18 protein-coding genes are annotated in these 18,551 nt (G+C 59.0%); 13 read left to right on the top strand and 5 right to left on the bottom strand.

The window, feature by feature from the left end; all coding sequences use genetic code 11:
- Positions 1 to 29: 29 nt before the first annotated feature.
- Both AC2FF8_RS04410 and AC2FF8_RS04405 read left to right on the top strand, forming a co-directional pair.
- Positions 30 to 677 (top strand): thermonuclease family protein, encoded by a 648-nt coding sequence (locus tag AC2FF8_RS04410; protein ID WP_496879007.1) that lies wholly within the window; start codon positions 30 to 32, stop codon positions 675 to 677.
- Positions 678 to 777: 100 nt separating this feature from the next.
- Positions 778 to 1,017 (top strand): HP1242/YdcH family protein, encoded by a 240-nt coding sequence (locus AC2FF8_RS04405; RefSeq protein WP_170343650.1) that lies wholly within the window; start codon positions 778 to 780, stop codon positions 1,015 to 1,017.
- Between the two features lie 72 nt (positions 1,018 to 1,089).
- Here AC2FF8_RS04405 and AC2FF8_RS04400 read toward each other — a convergent pair whose 3' ends face one another.
- Entirely contained in the window at positions 1,090 to 2,490 is a 1,401-nt protein-coding gene (locus AC2FF8_RS04400; RefSeq protein ID WP_170343651.1) for a helix-turn-helix domain-containing protein, read from the bottom strand.
- A 63-nt stretch (positions 2,491 to 2,553) separates the two neighbouring features.
- Entirely contained in the window at positions 2,554 to 3,759 is a 1,206-nt protein-coding gene (locus AC2FF8_RS04395; protein ID WP_425078641.1) for a multidrug effflux MFS transporter, read from the bottom strand.
- Positions 3,760 to 3,942: 183 nt separating this feature from the next.
- On the opposite strand from AC2FF8_RS04395, the gene AC2FF8_RS04390 reads away from it, so the two are divergent.
- The 3 genes from AC2FF8_RS04390 to AC2FF8_RS04380 all read left to right on the top strand — a co-directional run bounded on the left by AC2FF8_RS04390 (position 3,943) and on the right by AC2FF8_RS04380 (position 6,557).
- Complete coding sequence (locus AC2FF8_RS04390; protein WP_170343653.1) at positions 3,943 to 5,475, top strand: acyl-CoA carboxylase subunit beta; 1,533 nt, start codon at positions 3,943 to 3,945, stop codon at positions 5,473 to 5,475.
- 109 nt (positions 5,476 to 5,584) lie between these two features.
- On the top strand, positions 5,585 to 6,070 hold the full coding sequence (locus tag AC2FF8_RS04385) for a DUF6497 family protein (protein ID WP_496879006.1): 486 nt from the start codon (positions 5,585 to 5,587) through the stop codon (positions 6,068 to 6,070).
- Between the two features lie 133 nt (positions 6,071 to 6,203).
- Positions 6,204 to 6,557, top strand: coding sequence for a hypothetical protein (locus AC2FF8_RS04380; protein WP_257599122.1), 354 nt, complete (start codon positions 6,204 to 6,206; stop codon positions 6,555 to 6,557).
- 86 nt (positions 6,558 to 6,643) lie between these two features.
- Here the strand turns inward: AC2FF8_RS04380 and AC2FF8_RS04375 are convergent, their stop codons facing one another.
- The gene (locus tag AC2FF8_RS04375; RefSeq protein WP_496871766.1) at positions 6,644 to 7,795 is read right to left on the bottom strand and encodes a DcaP family trimeric outer membrane transporter; all 1,152 of its coding nucleotides are present in this window, start codon (positions 7,793 to 7,795) and stop codon (positions 6,644 to 6,646) included.
- Between the two features lie 650 nt (positions 7,796 to 8,445).
- Here AC2FF8_RS04375 and AC2FF8_RS04370 point away from each other — a divergent pair.
- Complete coding sequence (locus AC2FF8_RS04370; RefSeq protein ID WP_152458720.1) at positions 8,446 to 8,649, top strand: hypothetical protein; 204 nt, start codon at positions 8,446 to 8,448, stop codon at positions 8,647 to 8,649.
- A 116-nt stretch (positions 8,650 to 8,765) separates the two neighbouring features.
- Complete coding sequence (locus AC2FF8_RS04365; RefSeq protein ID WP_257599120.1) at positions 8,766 to 10,814, top strand: acetyl-CoA carboxylase biotin carboxylase subunit; 2,049 nt, start codon at positions 8,766 to 8,768, stop codon at positions 10,812 to 10,814.
- 76 nt (positions 10,815 to 10,890) lie between these two features.
- Here the strand turns inward: AC2FF8_RS04365 and AC2FF8_RS04360 are convergent, their stop codons facing one another.
- A complete protein-coding gene (locus AC2FF8_RS04360; protein ID WP_170343659.1) occupies positions 10,891 to 11,337 on the bottom strand; it encodes a DUF4174 domain-containing protein in 447 nt (148 codons plus the stop codon).
- 168 nt (positions 11,338 to 11,505) lie between these two features.
- Here AC2FF8_RS04360 and scpA point away from each other — a divergent pair, with 168 nt between their 5' ends.
- The 6 genes from scpA (at position 11,506) to AC2FF8_RS04330 (ending at position 16,969) form a co-directional block, all read left to right on the top strand.
- Positions 11,506 to 13,632 (top strand): methylmalonyl-CoA mutase, encoded by a 2,127-nt coding sequence (gene scpA / locus AC2FF8_RS04355; RefSeq protein WP_257599119.1) that lies wholly within the window; start codon positions 11,506 to 11,508, stop codon positions 13,630 to 13,632.
- 105 nt (positions 13,633 to 13,737) lie between these two features.
- Positions 13,738 to 14,340: a VOC family protein gene (locus AC2FF8_RS04350; RefSeq protein ID WP_170343661.1), complete on the top strand. Its 603-nt coding sequence runs from the start codon at positions 13,738 to 13,740 to the stop codon at positions 14,338 to 14,340.
- Complete coding sequence (locus AC2FF8_RS04345) at positions 14,337 to 14,825, top strand: GNAT family N-acetyltransferase (protein ID WP_496879005.1); 489 nt, start codon at positions 14,337 to 14,339, stop codon at positions 14,823 to 14,825. Before AC2FF8_RS04350 ends, AC2FF8_RS04345 begins: the two co-directional genes overlap by 4 nt.
- Before the next feature lie 45 nt (positions 14,826 to 14,870).
- Positions 14,871 to 15,551 (top strand): molecular chaperone DjiA, encoded by a 681-nt coding sequence (locus AC2FF8_RS04340; RefSeq protein WP_170343663.1) that lies wholly within the window; start codon positions 14,871 to 14,873, stop codon positions 15,549 to 15,551.
- A gap of 4 nt (positions 15,552 to 15,555) precedes the next feature.
- Positions 15,556 to 16,557 carry an endonuclease/exonuclease/phosphatase family protein gene (locus tag AC2FF8_RS04335; protein ID WP_170343664.1) on the top strand — a complete coding sequence of 334 codons (1,002 nt, stop codon included), beginning with the start codon at positions 15,556 to 15,558 and terminating at the stop codon, positions 16,555 to 16,557.
- Positions 16,558 to 16,594: 37 nt separating this feature from the next.
- On the top strand, positions 16,595 to 16,969 hold the full coding sequence (locus tag AC2FF8_RS04330; RefSeq protein WP_425078634.1) for a hypothetical protein: 375 nt from the start codon (positions 16,595 to 16,597) through the stop codon (positions 16,967 to 16,969).
- Between the two features lie 12 nt (positions 16,970 to 16,981).
- Here the strand turns inward: AC2FF8_RS04330 and AC2FF8_RS04325 are convergent, their stop codons facing one another.
- A complete protein-coding gene (locus tag AC2FF8_RS04325; protein ID WP_170343666.1) occupies positions 16,982 to 18,526 on the bottom strand; it encodes a Ppx/GppA family phosphatase in 1,545 nt (514 codons plus the stop codon).
- Positions 18,527 to 18,551 lie beyond the last annotated feature (25 nt).

Raw genomic sequence — 18,551 nt, 5'->3', positions numbered from 1 at the left:
GTGTGTGAAATACCGCGCATATCGGGGGCATGTTAAGGATTTGTTTCATTTTTGTTCTTCTGGTGCCGGGTCTGACTCATGCCGCAGAACAGTTTACAGGTCGGGTTGACGTCGTTGATGCGGATACCTGGCATGTCGGCGGTGTCCGGGTGCGGCTGCACGGTATCGATGCGCCCGAACTGGATCAGACCTGTCAGGATTCCGACGGATCAAACTGGCCATGCGGGGCGTGGGTCACTCATATGGTTCAGAACCAGTTTCAGGGACGGATGACCACTTGTGTCCCGGTGGATCGGGATCGCTACGGTCGCATCGTTGCCCGGTGCAGCGTGGAACGCGAAGATGTCGCTGCCCGGATTGTAGAGCAGGGCTTGGCCTTTGCGTACCGCAAATATTCGGATGCGTACGCAGGTGCCGAGCAGGTCGCGAGGATTGGAAACAGGGGATTGCACAAGACACAGATTCAGGTGCCTTGGGTGCACAGGGCGCGCAAGAAGCCGAAATCCTCTGAAACATGCCTGATCAAAGGAAATGTTTCGTCAAAGGGCGAAAGGATCTTTCACGAACCGGGCCAGAGGTACTATGCCAAGACCCGGATCAGTGCAGCCAGGGGCGAGCGATGGTTCTGCTCTGCTGCCGAAGCACGTGCTGCGGGTTGGCGTGCTGCGCGGCGCTGAATTCTGAATTTTTCCTGTATGAAATTGATCCGCGTCAAAGAGGGCGCCGCGTCACGCTTCTACCACTGATATGTAACGACATATGAAGGAGCGAACAGACATGTCCCACACCCCGCATGAACTGGCCGAAGAGTTTCCGGACAAGGTTGAACTGATGAGCCAGCTCAAGCAAACGGACGCGCATTTTGCCCGTCTGGCTGATGAGTATCACGAGGTCAATCGCGTTGTGCATCGGGCTGAAACCAACGTCGAACCCATGGAAGAACTGGCCGAAGTTGATTTGCGCAAGAAACGGGCAGCGCTGAAAGACGAAATCTGGGCGATTTTGTCCAAGGCCTGAACGCCAGTGCCGGGGCACTCGCTGCCCCGGCCCGGGTCGGGGCTCTCCCGGTAGAGTTTCGGCCATGCGAAATCAGGTGACTTCGTATGGCAGAGTGCCGCGCGTATGGGTATCGATGCTGAGGCGGCGTTCCAGCGGCGGGACCGAACGCTGGTGGCAGTTTTGGCGCTCGCAGATGCGGCAGGAAATGCCGATGGGCTCGTAGGCGCTGGCGTTGTTTATGTCGAGGTTGTCGGCATACACGAGCGCCGGGGCATGGCGCACCTCGCACCCCAGCGCAATTGCGTACCGCCTGACCGGTGCGCCGAATGAGCCGCCTGATTTCGACACATCCCGAGCCAGCGAGATGTAACGCACACCATCCGGCGTTTCTGCCAGTTGCCTCAGGAAATGGCCCGGCGTTTCAAAGGCCCGATGCACGTTCCAAAGGGGGCAGGCGCCACCGAACCGCGCAAATTGCAGGCGCGTGGCCGAGTGCCGTTTCGTGATCGTCCCGGCCTGATCCACGCGGACAAAAAAGAACGGGATACCTTTTGCGCCGGGGCGTTGCAGAGTCGACAGTCTATGCGCAACCTGCTCGATCGATGCGCCGAACCGGTTGCTGAGCAGTTCCAGGTCGTGGCGCTCTTCCTGAGCGGCGGTCAGAAATGCGGAATAGGGCATCAAGGACGCGCCGGCGAAATAATTGGCAAGGCCGATCTTGGCGATGGACCGCGCCTCGTCGCTTTGGAACTTGGCAAAATCCAGTGTCGCTTCCAGCAGTTTGTCCTGACTGATCAATGCCACTTGCAACAGCAGTTGAAACACTTGCGTTTGCGGAGTCGAGCGGGAGGACAGGCGCAGGATTTTGCTTTCGGCGTCATAGGTGCGCAAAGGGGCGATGTCAGAGAACATCACCTGAATGCCACGCTCAGTCAGGCTGTTCAAAGCGGCCTGCCGGATACTGCCCGGGCTTTCCGCGCGATTGGCGAACAGCTCTGCCGCCCGGTCCACGGCATCGATGTAATTGTCGCAATAATGGAAGAAGTCTCGCACCTCTTCCCAGGGGCTGGCCTGCATTCGGGCGTCTTCCCGTCCCAAAGCTTCGTCCAGAGAGGCGAGACGCTCATGTGTTTGCCGGTAGGTTTTGTGCAGCTCGATAAATGCGCGGGCCAATGCCGGGGCGTTTGATGCCGTCAGGCGTAAATCGGCAAGTGGCGGCAGAATATCCGCAAAAACCGGGTCGGCCAGAGCTTCGCGCATATCCGACACCAGTCGCTCACTGTCGCCGGTGCTGAGCTCGGTGACATCCATGCCGAATTCTTGCGCCAGAGCCAACACAACCGTGGTCGAAATCGGCCTGTTGTTGTTCTCCATCTGGTTCAGGTATGGGAGAGAAACACCCAGTTTCGCAGCGAATTCGCGTTGTGTCAGGGTCAGTCGCGTGCGCATTTCACGCAGTTTCGCGCCGGCATAGAGCTTTTGAGTGGCCATGAGATGCCTTTGCAAGTTTTCTTTTTTGGAAGATTAACTTTGCAAAGTTTTCGGGGCAAGTCGTTACAGCCCTAATTGCCGCTCTCGCCGAATGACGGATCCAATTGCGAAAATCGCCAGAACTGCGGATGTGAGCATCAGCCAGAGCAAGGGCATGGCGCCGGTTTCCCGGGTCAGCAGGGTGCCTGCCAGCGCGCTCAGGCCCGCGCCGCCGCCCAGCATGATTGCGCCGCTCAACCCCGAGGCGGTTGCCGCCAGGTGCGGACGAACCGACAGTGCGCCGGAGGTGGCATTGGGAATGGCCATGCCGTTTCCGACGCCCACAAAGGTCATCAAGCTGAAAAAGCTGAGGGCGGTGCCCAGACCTGTGAGGAACAAGGATGCCGAAAGCGCAACGCCCAAGGCGTTCAGCAGGCTGCCCCACAGCACCATCCGGTTGATTCCAATCTGCATGGAAAAACGACCGCTCAGAAAGTTGCCAACAAAATAGCCGACTGCGGGGGCGCCGAAATATATGCCGACCTGTGCCGCGCTTAGACCGAACAGTTCGGTTCCGATAAAGGGCGCACCACCGAGATAGGCAAAGAACGTGCCCGAAGACAACGCGCAGGACAGCGAATAGCCCCAGAACCGTGGCGAGGTCAGAAGTTCAGGATATTCCTTGAATTGCTGAACAAGGGTCTTGCCGCTTTTGGCTGACGTTTCGCCAAAATCCGCGAAGGTCAAGGCAAGCGTCAAGGCGCCCACGGCGAAAGGCAGCCAGAAGTTCGCTTTCCAGCCAAAGCTTTCCTCCAGCAGCCCGCCGATCGCCGGGCCGATCATCGGGACCACGGCCATACCCATTGTCACGTATCCGATCATCGATGCCGCCTGGTCCTGATCGTACATATCCCTTACCGCAGCCCGGCTGAGGACCATGCCGACAACCACGACCGCCTGGCACATTCTGAACGCCAGAAAGATTTCAACGTTGGGCGCATAGATGCATCCAAGCGTGGCCAGCAGGAACAAGCCGATCCCCCACAGCAGAACAGGCCTGCGACCAGCCTTGTCTGCGAGCGGCCCGATCAGGATTTGCAGAACGGCATTGACCAGAAGATACAACGCGATCGACAACTGCATGACCTTGTAATCGGCGCCGAAATACGCTGCCATGTTCGGCAGGCTCGGCAGAAACAGGTTCATGCTCAGCGCAGACAAGCCCGCGAGCAATACAAGTGTCGCCAATGTGGGTGGTGTGCGGCGAACCGCGCGAGAGCTGAACTGCATGGTTCACATGTATAGTCATGGAATTCTGGATTGCCAGCCATCCAGTTATCTCAACGAGAGACTTTGCAAGTTTACAGTTATCCAGATTGTTGTTGCTGAATATTTGCAAATTTGCCGAAAAGAGCTTTGGATGAGAGGCGCAAAAGGGTAGGGTCCCGGCAAATTTTACAGGGGATAATCGTCATGAAAGACATCCTTTCCGAGTTGGAAAACCGCCGCAACGATGCACGACTGGGCGGCGGGCAGAGGCGGATCGATGCCCAGCATGCGCGCGGAAAGCTGACGGCGCGAGAGCGGATCGAGTTGCTGCTGGATGAGGGCAGCTTTGAAGAATTCGACATGTTCGTCAGTCATCGTTGCACAGAATTCGGAATGGAAAAACAAAAACCTGCGGGTGATGGCGTTGTCACGGGTTGGGGCACCATCAACGGACGCATGGTCTATGTGTTCAGCCAGGACTTTACGGTCTTTGGTGGATCGCTGTCCGAGACGCATGCCCAGAAAATCTGCAAGATCATGGATATGGCGGTGCAAAACGGTGCACCGATTGTCGGAATCAACGACTCGGGCGGTGCGCGAATCCAGGAAGGTGTGGCATCTCTGGCGGGTTATGCCGAAGTGTTTCAGCGCAACATCACGGCCTCGGGTGTGGTTCCGCAGATCAGCGTAATCATGGGCCCATGCGCCGGCGGTGCGGTTTACAGCCCTGCGATGACTGACTTCATTTTTATGGTCAAAGACACGTCATACATGTTCGTGACGGGCCCCGACGTCGTGAAAACGGTTACCAACGAGGTTGTAACGGCCGAAGAACTGGGTGGTGCCTCGACCCACACCAGGAAATCCTCGGTCGCCGATGCCGCGTTCGAAAACGATGTGGAAGCATTGGCAGAAGTGCGCCGTCTGGTGGATTTCCTGCCGCTCAACAACCGCGAGAAACCTCCGGTGCGTCCGTTCTTTGATGACCCGCACCGGATCGAGGATTCGCTGGACACTCTGGTTCCGGACAATCCGAATACGCCCTATGACATGAAGGAACTCATCACCAAAATAGCCGATGAGGGTGATTTCTACGAAATTCAGGAAGATTTCGCCAAGAATATCATCACCGGCTTTATCCGGCTGGAAGGTCAGACCGTAGGTGTGGTGGCGAACCAGCCGATGGTTTTGGCGGGATGTCTGGACATCGACAGTTCGCGCAAGGCGGCGCGGTTCGTGCGGTTCTGCGACTGTTTCGAAATTCCTATCCTGACGCTTGTCGATGTTCCGGGCTTTCTGCCGGGCACACAGCAGGAATACAGCGGTGTGATCAAGCACGGCGCAAAGCTGCTTTATGCATATGGTGAGGCGACTGTGCCCAAGGTCACGGTGATCACGCGCAAGGCGTATGGCGGTGCCTATGTGGTTATGGCGTCCAAACACCTGCGCGGCGATTTCAACTATGCCTGGCCGACCGCCGAAATCGCGGTGATGGGTGCCAAGGGCGCAACCGAGATCATTCACCGGGCAGATCTGCATGATGCGGAAAAGACCGCACAGCATGTCGCCGATTACGAAGATCGGTTTGCAAACCCCTTTGTCGCCGCCGAACGCGGGTTCGTCGACGAGGTGATCATGCCGCATTCGACCCGCCGGCGCGTGTCCAGGGCCTTTGCCAGTTTGCGCGGCAAGAAGCTTAAGAACCCATGGAAAAAGCACGACAATATTCCGCTTTGATCCATTCGGGGCGGCTTTGTCCGCCCCGGTTGTTGGCACTGGCAGTCCGATTCTGAGCGAAAAATGCTCAAAATTGCGGCGGAATTGACAAAAAGCGACAAATGGTTGAATGATCCGACCCGTCAGACATAGAACCGCGCAGGCCAAAAGCACTGCGCGCGCGATCCCGGAAGGAGGAGCCTGCCTTCGGTGGGTCCGGGATCGTGCCATATGTCTGGTGTTGTGCGCGTTCGGCACTTCCGTTTTTGCCCAGACAGACAGTTCGTTGCCGGTGCCGTCCGGTCAGCCGGTGCATCTGAGCGATGTCCTGCTGGACAACAACCCCGGTGAGCTTTGGGTGCGCTTTCGATTTGTCGCCCCGAGGATCGGAGCCTCAGTGGGACGGATCGGCTATGACGTGGCGTCGAAGGATATGGAGCATCTGTGCCATATTCTTGCCGTTCCCTACGTGGCTCAGCACGAATTGCAGCCATCAAGAGTTGTCATTTCCCTGTCTGATCGCCCGGTGGAATTCGGCGACACCGCGCCGGACGCGACACAGTATTTTGAAGCCTACCGGCTGGAGCAGTCCCGGTGTATCTGGGAGGGGCTTTGACCATGAACTTACGCATTCATGACGTCAAAGCATCTCAGACCAACGGTGCGGCTTTGGAGGTGCGCAACATGATCCCATCCAGGTTCGGGTTCGAACTATTATTGTCTGCGACAAAAAGCTGTGGAGTGTCGCCATGCTGAAACATCGCGGGTTCCCGGGGCGTCTTTCAGGCACCGATTATCAGTTCACAATTCGGCGCGCCAATCCCAAAGGCGTGACGCCGCTGACGCGGCGGGAACGGTTCCGGGATCGCAAACCGGCGGACAAACGTGCCGATGCTGCCTTCATGGAGGCCCTTTGGGCCCATTTCGGCGATCAGCCGTTCGAGCGGGGCAATCTGGATGCCGGACGGCTCAGCTGGCTTTTCGGGCGCGAAGTCATTCCGGCGGAAGACCCATTTGATCCGGCCAGCTATGATGCGATGCTGGTGATCGATGTGGACGCCGCACGTGCGTCCTTTCCCGACGTAATCGACGGGACAGGCTGATCGTGATCCAAGCCGCCGCATATCAGCCCTTCAGGACCGGTTTCGGGATGACCCTGCCCGAATCCGGGCAGGGTCCGTGTGCGGAATCAGAAGTTCAACTGAGCGGCGAGCTGAACGCGGCTTCCGTCAAAGGTTCTGCCGGTCGGCGCGTCGTTCCGTTCGCCATAGATGTACTCGGCGCTGAGTGTCAGATCCTCGGTTGCCTTGTAAAATGCGTTGACGTGGATCGTTTCCAGCTCGGTAAACGACAGGGTTCCGGTCGAGGTCGGCAGGTCATAGTCTTCTTTGCCGTATGCAATGCCAACATTCCATTTCGGGCTCAGATCCTGCCGGAATTCGATGGTGTAGCCATCCACGTCGTTGGCCTGGCCATTCACGATGGGATCACCAAGGCCGATCAGGTACGGGCCGAGTGCCTCGCCGTTCACATAGTTGACCTGGAACAGGCCGCCCTGCCACGGGCGAACCGAGCCGGATATCGTGAACCCGGTTTGATCAACTTCGATATTGCCGGATTGCGCCTTGCCATAAAGGCCGGACACACGCGCGACATATGTCCCGTCATTGTACTCGGCGGATGCGGTCAAAACCGGATCATCCGAATTCGAACCGCCGACATTCTCTTCGATCGAAACTGCGAAGGACGTGTTCGTTCCGAAAGAGTTGGTATAGCGAACCTGCGGAACCCGTGCGAAAGGAATGCCAACGGGGCCGTTGAATTCCACCGAGGTCGGGTAGGTGTCCAGCGGCATGAAGTTGGTCCAGGTCTGACCGATAAGCCAGTTGTCACCGATGGTGATATTGGCGTGGCGTACACGCAATTCGGCTGTTCCGCCCGAACCAAACAGATCAAGTTCCAGTTGCCCGCCGATATCGCCGATGCCGCTTGGGGTGGTGGTGCGCAGACCGATCCGCGATTGGCGGACGGTGGCACCAAATGTGCCATCGGTCGCAGCCGAGGGTTCTCCGATGACATTCACGAACGCCGTATCCCCCTGATCGAAATCGAAATCGTAGAAGAAGTCGGCCTTCACGTAGCCATAAACATCCAGAACGGTGTTGCCGATGCGGAAGTCTCCGTTGGCGGGGCTGTTCCTGCCAGATTCCAGCGCCTCGACCCGGGCGCGCAAGGCGTCAAGCTCGGCTTGGGTTTGGGCATCCTGGGCAAAGGCAAGCGTGCCGGTCACACTGAGCGTGGAGGCAGCAAGCAGGAGTGCCTTTTTTCTAGTCTTCGTCATGTGGGTATTCCTTTGAGTGCGAGTGTGCACACGGACCGTTTCACGAGGTTCAAACCTTGGGAAATCACGAGAGTGGGAAGTGAAGGCATTGATTTTTCAAGAAAATGTGTGTTTTCCACTGCGCTTAAACACGACGTCTTGAGCCGCTTGGACAACGCATTGGCGCAAGGCGGTTCTGTATACCCGTCGCTGGCAGAAGGTCGTGATGCTGCAACCGCGAAACGCGCGGAAAGCAGCTTGATCTGTCACGAAACTGTGACGGCAAAGCGGCCTCAAACGCCCGAGAAGTACCGAACCGGTATCGGCGCGAAGTTGCGCGGCATTTCCCGGTGTGGGCAGATTCCAGCCGAAAACCCGATCGGAAACAATCCTTTGTTTGCTGGCAATATTGTGCTGTGCAAACTGGATAGGCCGTGCGGCTCTACTTTGCCTGCGCCGCACATGCACCTACTATTCCGTACCCCTTCCTTGCGCGGGCAGGCTTGTGTTCCCCACATAGTCCTGTCCGCGTTTTTCTTTTTGCCTGTATCGGACAAAAAAAGGCAAAATCCCGCACAAAACTCGTCTGCGCACCCGTTGATATTGAATAACAGGGCGTGTTTCGCGCATCTGACCCCAAAAGAACCAAGAAACCAAAAAGGGCAGATACAATGCGATTCTCACGCTTCATCCTTGTTGCGACGACCTGCGCGGGCCTGGCCGCCTGCGGAGACACCACGGGCGAACAGGCAATCCTCGGCGGAGGTGCCGGGGCAGTGGGGGCGGCGGTCCTCAACGCGGACCCGTTGTTTGGCGCAGCCGTCGGCGCGGCGGGCAACGTGCTGTACTGCAAAACGCAGAACACCTGTAACTAACGCATATTTTGCGGGGCGCATGTCGTCCCGCCCGTCATCGCGCATCACGCCGTCGTGGGGATTGTTCCCTGCGGCGGCGTTTTGCGTTTCCAGAACACCAAGCCAAAGGACGTTCCATGTTCAATAAGATCCTGATCGCCAACCGGGGCGAGATCGCCTGCCGGGTTATCAAGACTGCCCGCAAGATGGGTATCGGCACCGTCGCCATTTTCTCGGACGCGGACAAGAACGCGCTGCATGTGTCGATGGCGGATGAAGCCATTCATATCGGCCCGCCACCTGCCAACCAGTCTTACATCGTGATCGACAAGGTCATGGATGCCATCCGCCAGAGCGGCGCGCAGGCGGTCCATCCCGGTTATGGCTTCCTGTCCGAAAACGCCAAGTTTGCCGAGGCGCTGGAAGCCGAAGGCGTGGCTTTTGTCGGTCCCCCGAAAGGTGCGATCGAGGCGATGGGCGACAAGATTACCTCGAAGAAAATCGCTCAGGAAGCAAACGTGTCGACAGTTCCCGGATACATGGGGCTGATCGAAGACGCGGAAGAGGCGGTCAAAATCTCGAACCAGATCGGCTATCCTGTCATGATCAAGGCCAGCGCCGGGGGCGGTGGCAAGGGCATGCGGATCGCGTGGAATGATGACGAAGCGCGCGAGGGCTTCCAGTCGTCAAAGAACGAAGCCGCAAGCTCGTTCGGGGATGACCGGATCTTCATCGAGAAATTTGTGACCCAACCGCGTCACATCGAAATTCAGGTTCTGTGCGACAGTCATGGAAACGGTATCTACCTGGGCGAGCGCGAATGCTCGATCCAGCGCCGCAACCAGAAAGTCGTGGAAGAGGCGCCGTCGCCGTTTCTGGACGAAGCGACGCGCAAGGCCATGGGGGAACAGGCCGTGGCGCTGGCCAAGGCCGTGGGCTATTCCAGCGCAGGCACAGTCGAGTTCATCGTTGACGGTGAAAAGAACTTCTATTTCCTTGAAATGAACACCCGCTTGCAGGTGGAACACCCTGTTACCGAACTGATCACAGGTGTTGATCTGGTCGAACAGATGATCCGCGTGGCAGCGGGTGAAAAGCTGTCTATCACGCAGGACGACGTGTCACTGACCGGATGGGCGATCGAAAACCGCCTGTACGCCGAGGATCCGTATCGCGGCTTCCTGCCCTCGATTGGCCGTCTGACCCGGTATCGCCCGCCTCAGGAGACGGCAGCCGGACCGATGCTGGCCAACGGCAAATGGCAGGGGGATGCGCCCGAAGGCGATGTTGCCGTTCGAAATGACACCGGCGTCTATGAAGGCGGTGAGATCAGCATGTATTACGACCCGATGATTGCCAAACTGTGTACCTGGGCTCCGACCCGTGATCAGGCGATCGAGGCGATGCGCGTGGCGCTGGACAGTTTCGAGGTTGAGGGCATTGGCCACAACCTGCCGTTCCTGTCCGCCGTCATGGATCATCCGAAATTCATCAGCGGCGATATGACCACGGCCTTCATCGCCGAGGAATACCCCGACGGGTTCGAGGGCGTCGAACTGGCCGAGGCAGACCTGCGCCGGATTGCGGCGTCCTGCGCGGCCATGCATCGCGTCGCTGAAATTCGCCGGACCCGGGTGTCGGGCCGGATGGACAATCACGAACGCAAGGTCGGCACCGATTGGGTCGTCTCCTTCGGGCGCGAGATCCAGTGGCCCGTCAAGGTTGACGCGGATCAGGATGGGGCCACGATCAGGTTTGACGACGGTCAGGAAATGCGGGTGACGGGTGATTGGACTCCGGGCGATCAGCTTGCCGTCATGACGGTCGATGACGCGCCGCTGGTCATGAAGGTGGGCAAGATCTCGGGCGGGTTCCGCATCCGTAACCGCGGCGCGGATCTCAAGGTGCAGATACGCACTCCGCGCCAGGCCGAACTGGCGCGTCTGATGCCTGAAAAACTGCCGCCGGACACTTCGAAAATGCTGCTGTGCCCGATGCCCGGCCTGGTCGTGAAGATCGACGTCGAAGTGGGGCAAGAGGTGCAGGAAGGCCAGGCGCTGTGCACCATCGAGGCGATGAAGATGGAAAACATCCTGCGCGCCGAGAGGAAGGGCACCGTTGCCAAGATCAATGCAGGCCCCGGCGACAGCCTCGCCGTGGACGAAGTGATCATCGAGTTCGAGTGATCATGACTGCGCTTTTGCCATACCAGTCAAAGCCTCCGGCATTCCGTGCCGGGGTCTTTCGGGGTGGCGAAAGCGGTCAGCCACCTTCGCGCCGTTCGCGAATTTCGCGTTCGCGCAGGGGTGTCTTGTCGATGGACCGGCCAATCTCGCGCACGCTCCACGGAGAAGGTTTGCGCAGTTTGACCACGCCGTCCTTGTCGACGAATACCATCTGGAACCCACGCGGGCGCAGCTGTGACCGGATCGGCGACCGCGCCGATGGGTCGGTATCGGTCAGAACCACCACGTCACGCTCACGCATTGCGGCTTCGCCTTCGAGCAACATGTCGATCTGTTGCTGGAACCGCGGGTCCGCCGGCGTGTCGGCAAAGACCACGATCGGGCGGCTGACCCAGAGAAAATCGCTGAGTTCGCTGTCACCTACCGGGCGGACAAAACTGTCTTCCGTCGTCGCCGTACCATCCGCCGCCCAGACGGACAGCGGGATTAGTGTCGAAAAAACAAAGGCAAGCGTGCGTGTCATGTGGCCTCCTGTTCCTTCGAATATAGCCTCTGTGCCACCGATTGCGACCGACGATTTGTACCAAACACTCAAAATGTCGCGCTTGCGCCTGAATGAAAAGGCCAAGCGCAAGACCTCAATGCGGAAGCTATCGACTGCCGCCATCCGAATTGACAAGAGGAAACCGAAATGACCGACACCAAGGATTGGAAAGCGCTGGCCGAGAAAGAGCTGCGCGGACGTCCGCTGGACGACCTGACCAAAGAGACGCTGGAGGGCATCGCGGTCAAACCGCTCTATACGCAGGAAGACACCGCCGGTTTGCCGCATATGGGTTCGCTGCCGGGCTTTGGTCCGTTTACACGCGGCGTGAAGGCCACGATGTATGCGGGCCGTCCCTGGACGATCCGTCAGTACGCGGGCTTTTCGACTGCCGAAGAATCCAACGCCTTCTATCGCCGCAACCTGGCGGCGGGCCAGCAGGGTGTTTCGGTCGCCTTCGATCTGGCCACCCACCGCGGCTATGACAGCGACCATCCCCGCGTGGTGGGTGACGTTGGTAAGGCTGGCGTGGCCATCGACAGTGTCGAAGACATGAAGATCCTGTTCGATGGCATCCCGCTCGATAAGGTCTCGGTCTCGATGACCATGAACGGCGCGGTGATCCCGATCCTGGCGAACTTCATCGTTGCGGGTGAAGAACAGGGTCATGACAAATCCGTCCTGTCCGGCACCATTCAGAACGACATTCTGAAGGAATTCATGGTGCGCAACACCTATATCTATCCGCCGGAACCTTCGATGCGGATCATCTCGGACATCATCGAGTATACCTCGAACGAGATGCCCAAGTTCAACTCGATCTCGATCTCGGGCTATCACATGCAAGAGGCCGGCGCGAACCTGGTGCAGGAGCTGGCCTATACCCTGGCTGACGGGCGCGAATACGTTCGGGCCGCGACACAGGCCGGGATGGACGTGGACAAGTTCGCAGGCCGGCTGTCGTTCTTCTTTGCCATCGGCATGAACTTTTTCATGGAGATCGCCAAACTGCGCGCCGCGCGCACGCTGTGGCACCGGGTCATGACCGAGTTCGGCGCGAAATCCGAACGGTCCAAAATGCTGCGCACCCACTGCCAGACGTCAGGTGTCAGCTTGCAGGAACAGGACCCCTACAACAACGTGATCCGCACCGCCTATGAGGCGATGAGCGCGGTTTTGGGCGGCACACAGTCGCTTCACACAAACGCTCTGGACGAGGCGATCGCGCTGCCCACCGACTTTTCGGCGCGTATCGCCCGGAACACGCAGCTGGTGTTGCAGGAAGAGACCGGCGTGACCGATGTGGTCGATCCGCTGGCGGGGTCCTATTACGTCGAAAGCCTGACCAATGAACTGATCGAGAAAGCCTGGGCCCTGATGGAAGAGGTCGAGGAAATGGGCGGCATGACCAAGGCCGTGGCCAGCGGCATGCCCAAGCTGCGCATCGAGGAAAGCGCCGCGCGCCGCCAGGCCATGATCGACCGGGGCGAAGAGGTGATCGTCGGGGTCAACAAGTATCGCAAGGAACAGGAAGACCCGATCGACATTCTGGACGTCGACAACGTGGCCGTACGCGAGGCCCAGGTCGCGCGTTTGGAACGCATCCGTGCGACCCGTGACGAGGCTGCCTGCCAACAGGCGCTGGACGCTTTGACCAAGGCTGCCCAAGAGGGCGGAAACCTGCTGGCCGCTGCGGTCGAGGCCGCCCGTGCCCGCGCATCCGTAGGAGAGATCAGCATGGCAATGGAAAAGGAATTCGGCCGCCACCGCGCCGAAGTGAAAACCCTGGCCGGCGTTTATGGGGCGGCCTATGAGGGTGACGAAGGCTTTGCCGCGATCCAGAAATCCATCGAGGAATTCGCCGACGCCGAAGGCCGCCGCCCCCGTCTGCTGGTGGTCAAGATGGGGCAGGACGGTCATGACCGTGGGGCCAAGGTCATTGCAACCGCCTTTGCCGATATCGGGTTCGACGTAGACGTGGGCCCCTTGTTCCAGACACCGGCCGAGGCCGCGCAGGACGCGGTCGACAATGACGTGCATGTGGTCGGCATCTCCTCGCAGGCGGCAGGGCACAAGACATTGGCCCCGCAACTGGTGGAAGAGCTGAAAAAGGCCGGGGCCGAGGACATCATCGTGATCTGCGGCGGGGTGATCCCGCAGCAGGATTACCAGTTCCTTTATGATCATGGGGTCAAGGCCATCTTTGGCCCGGGCACCAACATTCCCGAGGCCGCTCAGGACATCCTGCGCCTGATCCGCGAAGCGCGCGGCTGACGAAGGTCAGGTTTTCTTCGAAACATCTTGCGATTGCGCCTCTTTGGCGAAAACATACGGCCAGATCCGCAAGGATCTGGCCGTAATACTTGCAGGAGGTGGCGCATGTTACTGGATCATCTGGCCGTCGCGGGTGAAACGCTGGAAGACGCAACTGCCCATATCGAACAAGCGCTTGGCGTTGCGCTGCAACCCGGCGGCAAGCACGAGACGTTCGGGACATACAACAAATTGCTTGGCCTCAGGGACGGTCTCTATCTGGAGGCGATCGCGATCGACCCGCAGGCGCAAACTCCGGGCAGAACGCGATGGTTCGATCTGGACCGCTTCGAGGGCAGCCCGCGTCTGACCAACTGGATTTGCAGGGTCGACGATATCGAAGCCTCGCTTTCCGTGTTTCCCGATGGTGTCGGGCAACCGATCGACCTGACCCGGGGGGCGTTACGATGGCGCATGGCGGTTCCGCCAACCGGGCGCTTGCCGTTCGACAACCTGTTTCCCGCACTTATCGAATGGCAGGGCGACCTTCACCCGGCCGACATGCTGCAAGACAGCGCCTGTCGGCTGCGGCGTTTGGTTGTGTACCACCCGGATGCATTGACGCTGGCCAGACATCTGGGTGCATTGGAATATGTGGTGTTCGACACCGGTCCGGCCGCGCTCAGGGCTGAATTCGAGACGCCCCATGGGGTCCGGGTGCTGGAATGATCATTCGCCCGGCCGTGGGGGCGGATGCGCCCGCAATCGCCAGGATCACCAATGCGATCATTCGCGAGTCCCTGATCACGTTCACGACCGATGAGCGCAGCACGACGCAAATCACCGAGGACATCGCGGCGCGGGGCAACGGATTTCTGGTCGCCGAACTTGATGGGCAAGTTGTTGGTTTTGCCACCCATGCCCCGTTTCGTGCGGGGCCCGGATATGCGCAGACGCGCGAACACTCGATCCAGCTGTCACCGGACGCGCGCGGAAAGGGCGTTGGGCGTGCTTTGATGCGCGCGCTGGAGCAGGCCGCACGAACCGACGGGGTGCATGTGCTGGTCGCAGGCATCTCCTCGGCCAATCCGGGTGCTGTGGCGTTCCACGCGGCGCTGGGCTTTTCGCAGGTTGGTCGCATGCCCGAAGTAGGGTTCAAATGGGGCCAACGGCTGGATCTTGTGCTGATGCAGAAAATTCTTTCGCCTGAGTGATCTGTCGCACCTGACAGTCCCGGATTGTGACGCTAGTGTACGCCCATGTCGATCTGGACCCGCATATCCGAAGCGCTCAGTGCGCTGGCCCAAGGCGAAAGCCTGACCGCAGTTTTTGAAAAGCTGCGTTCGCCCCCGGAACGTTCGGTGGCTTTCACGATTGCAGTGATTGCGCTGGGTGCAAAAATGGCCAAGGCAGACGGTCAGGTGACACGAGACGAGGTTACGGCCTTCCGCGATGTGTTCCAGATCGCGCGTGAAGACGAGGAAGGTGCCGCGCGGGTCTTCAACATGGCCCGCACGGATGTGGCGGGGTATCAGGACTATGCCCGCAAGATCGCCCGGATGTTTGCCGAAGACAGCACCACGCTTTGCGACCTGATGGAAGGGCTGTTTCACATCGCCATGGCCGATGGGTTCTACCACCCCAATGAGAACGCGTTCTTGGAAGAAGTGAGCAAGATCTTCGGGCAGACCGACGCTCAATTCAAAGCATTGCGGGCGCGATTTGTTCCGGATGCTCCAAAAGATCCTTACACGGTTCTGGGTGTGCCGCAGGACATGCCACTGCCGGATATCCGCAAAGTCTGGCGACAACTGGTCCGCGAAACGCACCCGGACGCCATGATGGCGCGTGGTGTCCCGGAAGAGGCGATCAGACTGGCCGAGAAAAAGATGATCGACATCAACCGCGCCTGGGATGAGATCAACGGCGCGCGGGCCTGACAGGATGCGGCTGGCGACCTACAATATCGAATGGTTCGCCAATCTTTTTGATCAAAAAGACAATCTGATTGTCGATGACACCTGGTCCGGGCGGCATGACGTCACCAAGGCGCAGCAGGTCGAGGCGATTGCAAAAGTGCTGACCGCGATTGACGCAGACGCGGTATTGATCGTCGAGGCTCCGAACACCGGCAAACGCCAGAATACGGTGCGGGCCCTGCAAACCTTTGCCGAGGCGTTTGATCTGCGCACCTCTGACGCGGTGATGGGGTTTGCCAACGACACCCATCAGGAGCTGGCGCTGCTTTACGACAGGACCGTTCTTACCGCGCGCCATGATCCCAGGGGTGACATCGACGACCCCTTGGCCCCCCGATTTGATGGCGAGTTCAGAATCGACCTGGATATAGATGCGACCGAGGATGTTGTGCGGTTTTCCAAACCACCGATGGAATTGGCGGTGACCACGCAATCGGGCCGCGAGGTCCGGCTGATCGGAGCTCATTTGAAATCAAAGGCTCCGCATGGGGCTGGGTCGCGGGATGAGGCGATCCGTATCTCGATTGCCAACCGCCGCAAGCAATTGGCACAGGCGGTCTGGCTGGCAAGGCGGGTCGAGATGCACGTTGCAAACCAAGAACCCGTCATTTTGCTGGGAGACCTGAACGATGGCCCCGGGCTGGATGAGTTCGAGCACCTGTTCGGCCGGTCTTCGGTCGAGATTTTGCTGCAAGCGGGTTTGTTCGATCCGCACGCGGTGACGGCTCATGGTTTTCGGCCCGGATCGATACCTTCCACGGCCCGCTTTGCCCGTCCGGAAGAAGGCAGGTTTCTCGAGGCTCTTCTGGATTATATAATGATTACCCAGGATCTGCGTGCCTACCGTCCGGCCTGGCGTATTTGGCATCCGTTTCGCGATGCGGTCTGCTGGTCCGCACCGGACCTGCGACAGGCACTGTTGACGGCGTCGGATCATTTCCCGGTCACGCTGGACATCGACCTGTGACCTTTCACGCCTGCGGCAGGGGGACTATATATCAGGTATGAAACACGTTTTGCTGATCAGCATGATCACGGCTGGCATTGCCGCACCCGCCATGTCGCAGGAGGACAACAGCAAATCCCTGATGGAGCAGGGGGCCGAGCTGTTCTTCGAAGGTCTGCGCAAGGAAATGGAACCGGCGCTGGATGAGCTGCTGGGCCTCGCGGATGAGTTTGGCCCGGCGATGCAGTCGTTCTTGCGGGAAATGGGCCCGGCACTGGCCGAGCTGGGGGCCGAGATCAAGGACTGGAGCGCTTATGAAGCGCCCGAGATCTTGCCCAATGGTGACATCATCATCCGCAGGAAACAGGCCGAGGGACCGCCAGAGCCTGAAAACGAAGATGAAGCGTTGCCCGAAGGCGCAACTGATATCTGACCGGATCGATGGTCAGCCCCTGATGATCACGCGCGTTTCGGATTTCAGGGCGTTTGCCAGAGAATTCAGGCGCGCTTCGGCAACTTCGCTGAACAGGGGGGCCGCTGCTTCGGGCAGATACAGCTCCAGCTCGCGCTTTTTGGGATAGAATTTCAGGCGACCCATATTGGCGTCATTATGCATCCACAGCATCGCGCCAAAGCGCATGGCCTTGCCCAGAATCTCGGCCTCTTTCTGGCCTTTTTCGTCCAGCAGATCATACAGGGGCGCAAACCGGTTGCCCTCGCGTTTGTTGCGATACCGGTGCTGCAAGGCCAGCCCGATAAAGACACGTTCGGAATGCTTCAAACCGCCCAGATTGGCGCGGGTGACATTGTCGAAACAGACTTCGGCCCGGTAATCGGGATGAGCACGCCAGCTGACATCGTGCAGCAGGCACGCAGCCTTGATCAGCCGAACGCTGCTGGGGGGCGCTGATTTGAACAGCGGCATCACGAAATCATAGAGGTTTCGGCCAAATCCGGGCAGGCGGGCATCCTTGGATTCGGCAAAAAGGCTGGCTTCGATCAGCGGGTCCCGGTCGCGCAACTCCTGCGACATCTGTTCATACAGCAATCCTTCACGGATCCCATAGCTGGAAATGGCGATGTCCTTGGGTTTGAACGTTCGTATCAGCCGGGCCAGAACGTCCATTGCGTAAGGGATGAGCGACATGCGCGAGCTGGATACACCGGCCTGGCTGCGCAGTTTTTCATGATCGTTCTTTTCAATGAACTTGATCGTTTCACGAACCTGTTTTGTCGTCATCCGGTATTCATGCAGCACGTTCAGCGGATAGCCGCGCCGCAGCATGTCCAGCCGGGCAAAGGCCCGCCAGCTGCCGCCAACCAGGAACAGACGATCCCGCTGCGGACCCATCTCATCGCGCAGCTTTTCCATCGTACTTTTGATATGAGCCTTGCGTGCACGCCGTCCGCCCTTGATATCGCGCAGTTTCAGTGGTCCGAGCGCCGAGGTCAGGCGGCGGCCCACCTGACCGTCCCCGATCTCGGCCAGCTCCATCGAAGACCCGCCGATGTCGCAGATCAGGCCATAGGCGCCGGGCCATCCCAGCAGCACACCCTGAGCTGAAAAACGGGCTTCTTCTTCCCCGGTGATGACTTCCACGTGCAGCCCGGTTTCCGCCTTCACCTGATCGCAGAAATCCGGTCCGTCCTTTGCCTCGCGCACAGCAGCCGTGGCCACGACATGCAGACCCGGCAATTCCAGATCAACCGCCAGATTCTGAAACCGTCGCAGCGCCGCCAGCGCGCGTTCGCGCCCACGCGGATTCAGCCGCCCGGTCTCGGACAGGCCCGCGCCCAGTTCACACATGACCTTTTCATTGTAGAAATAGGCCGGTGATCGGGCCGCACCGTCAAAGATGACCATCCGGACCGAGTTGGATCCGACATCGACAACGCCGACACGCGACAAAGCCCGGGTTCCAGGCTCGTCGAACAGTGGCTTTCCGAAAGGTCCCCAGTCAGGGATGTCGGTTGCAGCGGTCTGATCCATGTGTCTTCCAGGTAATGCTGTGTGA

This window comes from Ruegeria sp. YTSA144, from assembly GCF_059610125.1.
Note: the sequence above shows the minus strand (reverse complement) of the source record. Positions and strands in the feature narration are given on the sequence as shown.

Bases quoted from the DNA above. Each gene is read 5' to 3' on its own strand.
- AC2FF8_RS04380 (WP_257599122.1), top strand. From the start codon at position 6,204: ATGCTGAAACATCGCGGGTTCCCGGGGCGTCTTTCAGGCACCGATTAT.
- AC2FF8_RS04345 (WP_496879005.1), top strand. From the start codon at position 14,337: ATGATCATTCGCCCGGCCGTGGGGGCGGATGCGCCCGCAATCGCCAGG.
- AC2FF8_RS04370 (WP_152458720.1), top strand. From the start codon at position 8,446: ATGCGATTCTCACGCTTCATCCTTGTTGCGACGACCTGCGCGGGCCTG.
- AC2FF8_RS04395 (WP_425078641.1), bottom strand. From the start codon at position 3,759: ATGCAGTTCAGCTCTCGCGCGGTTCGCCGCACACCACCCACATTGGCG.
- AC2FF8_RS04385 (WP_496879006.1), top strand. From the start codon at position 5,585: ATGATCCGACCCGTCAGACATAGAACCGCGCAGGCCAAAAGCACTGCG.
- AC2FF8_RS04365 (WP_257599120.1), top strand. From the start codon at position 8,766: ATGTTCAATAAGATCCTGATCGCCAACCGGGGCGAGATCGCCTGCCGG.
- AC2FF8_RS04375 (WP_496871766.1), bottom strand. From the start codon at position 7,795: ATGACGAAGACTAGAAAAAAGGCACTCCTGCTTGCTGCCTCCACGCTC.
- AC2FF8_RS04340 (WP_170343663.1), top strand. From the start codon at position 14,871: ATGTCGATCTGGACCCGCATATCCGAAGCGCTCAGTGCGCTGGCCCAA.
- AC2FF8_RS04360 (WP_170343659.1), bottom strand. From the start codon at position 11,337: ATGACACGCACGCTTGCCTTTGTTTTTTCGACACTAATCCCGCTGTCC.
- scpA (WP_257599119.1), top strand. From the start codon at position 11,506: ATGACCGACACCAAGGATTGGAAAGCGCTGGCCGAGAAAGAGCTGCGC.
- AC2FF8_RS04400 (WP_170343651.1), bottom strand. From the start codon at position 2,490: ATGGCCACTCAAAAGCTCTATGCCGGCGCGAAACTGCGTGAAATGCGC.
- AC2FF8_RS04325 (WP_170343666.1), bottom strand. From the start codon at position 18,526: ATGGATCAGACCGCTGCAACCGACATCCCTGACTGGGGACCTTTCGGA.
- AC2FF8_RS04410 (WP_496879007.1), top strand. From the start codon at position 30: ATGTTAAGGATTTGTTTCATTTTTGTTCTTCTGGTGCCGGGTCTGACT.
- AC2FF8_RS04335 (WP_170343664.1), top strand. From the start codon at position 15,556: ATGCGGCTGGCGACCTACAATATCGAATGGTTCGCCAATCTTTTTGAT.
- AC2FF8_RS04330 (WP_425078634.1), top strand. From the start codon at position 16,595: ATGAAACACGTTTTGCTGATCAGCATGATCACGGCTGGCATTGCCGCA.
- AC2FF8_RS04405 (WP_170343650.1), top strand. From the start codon at position 778: ATGTCCCACACCCCGCATGAACTGGCCGAAGAGTTTCCGGACAAGGTT.
- AC2FF8_RS04350 (WP_170343661.1), top strand. From the start codon at position 13,738: ATGTTACTGGATCATCTGGCCGTCGCGGGTGAAACGCTGGAAGACGCA.
- AC2FF8_RS04390 (WP_170343653.1), top strand. From the start codon at position 3,943: ATGAAAGACATCCTTTCCGAGTTGGAAAACCGCCGCAACGATGCACGA.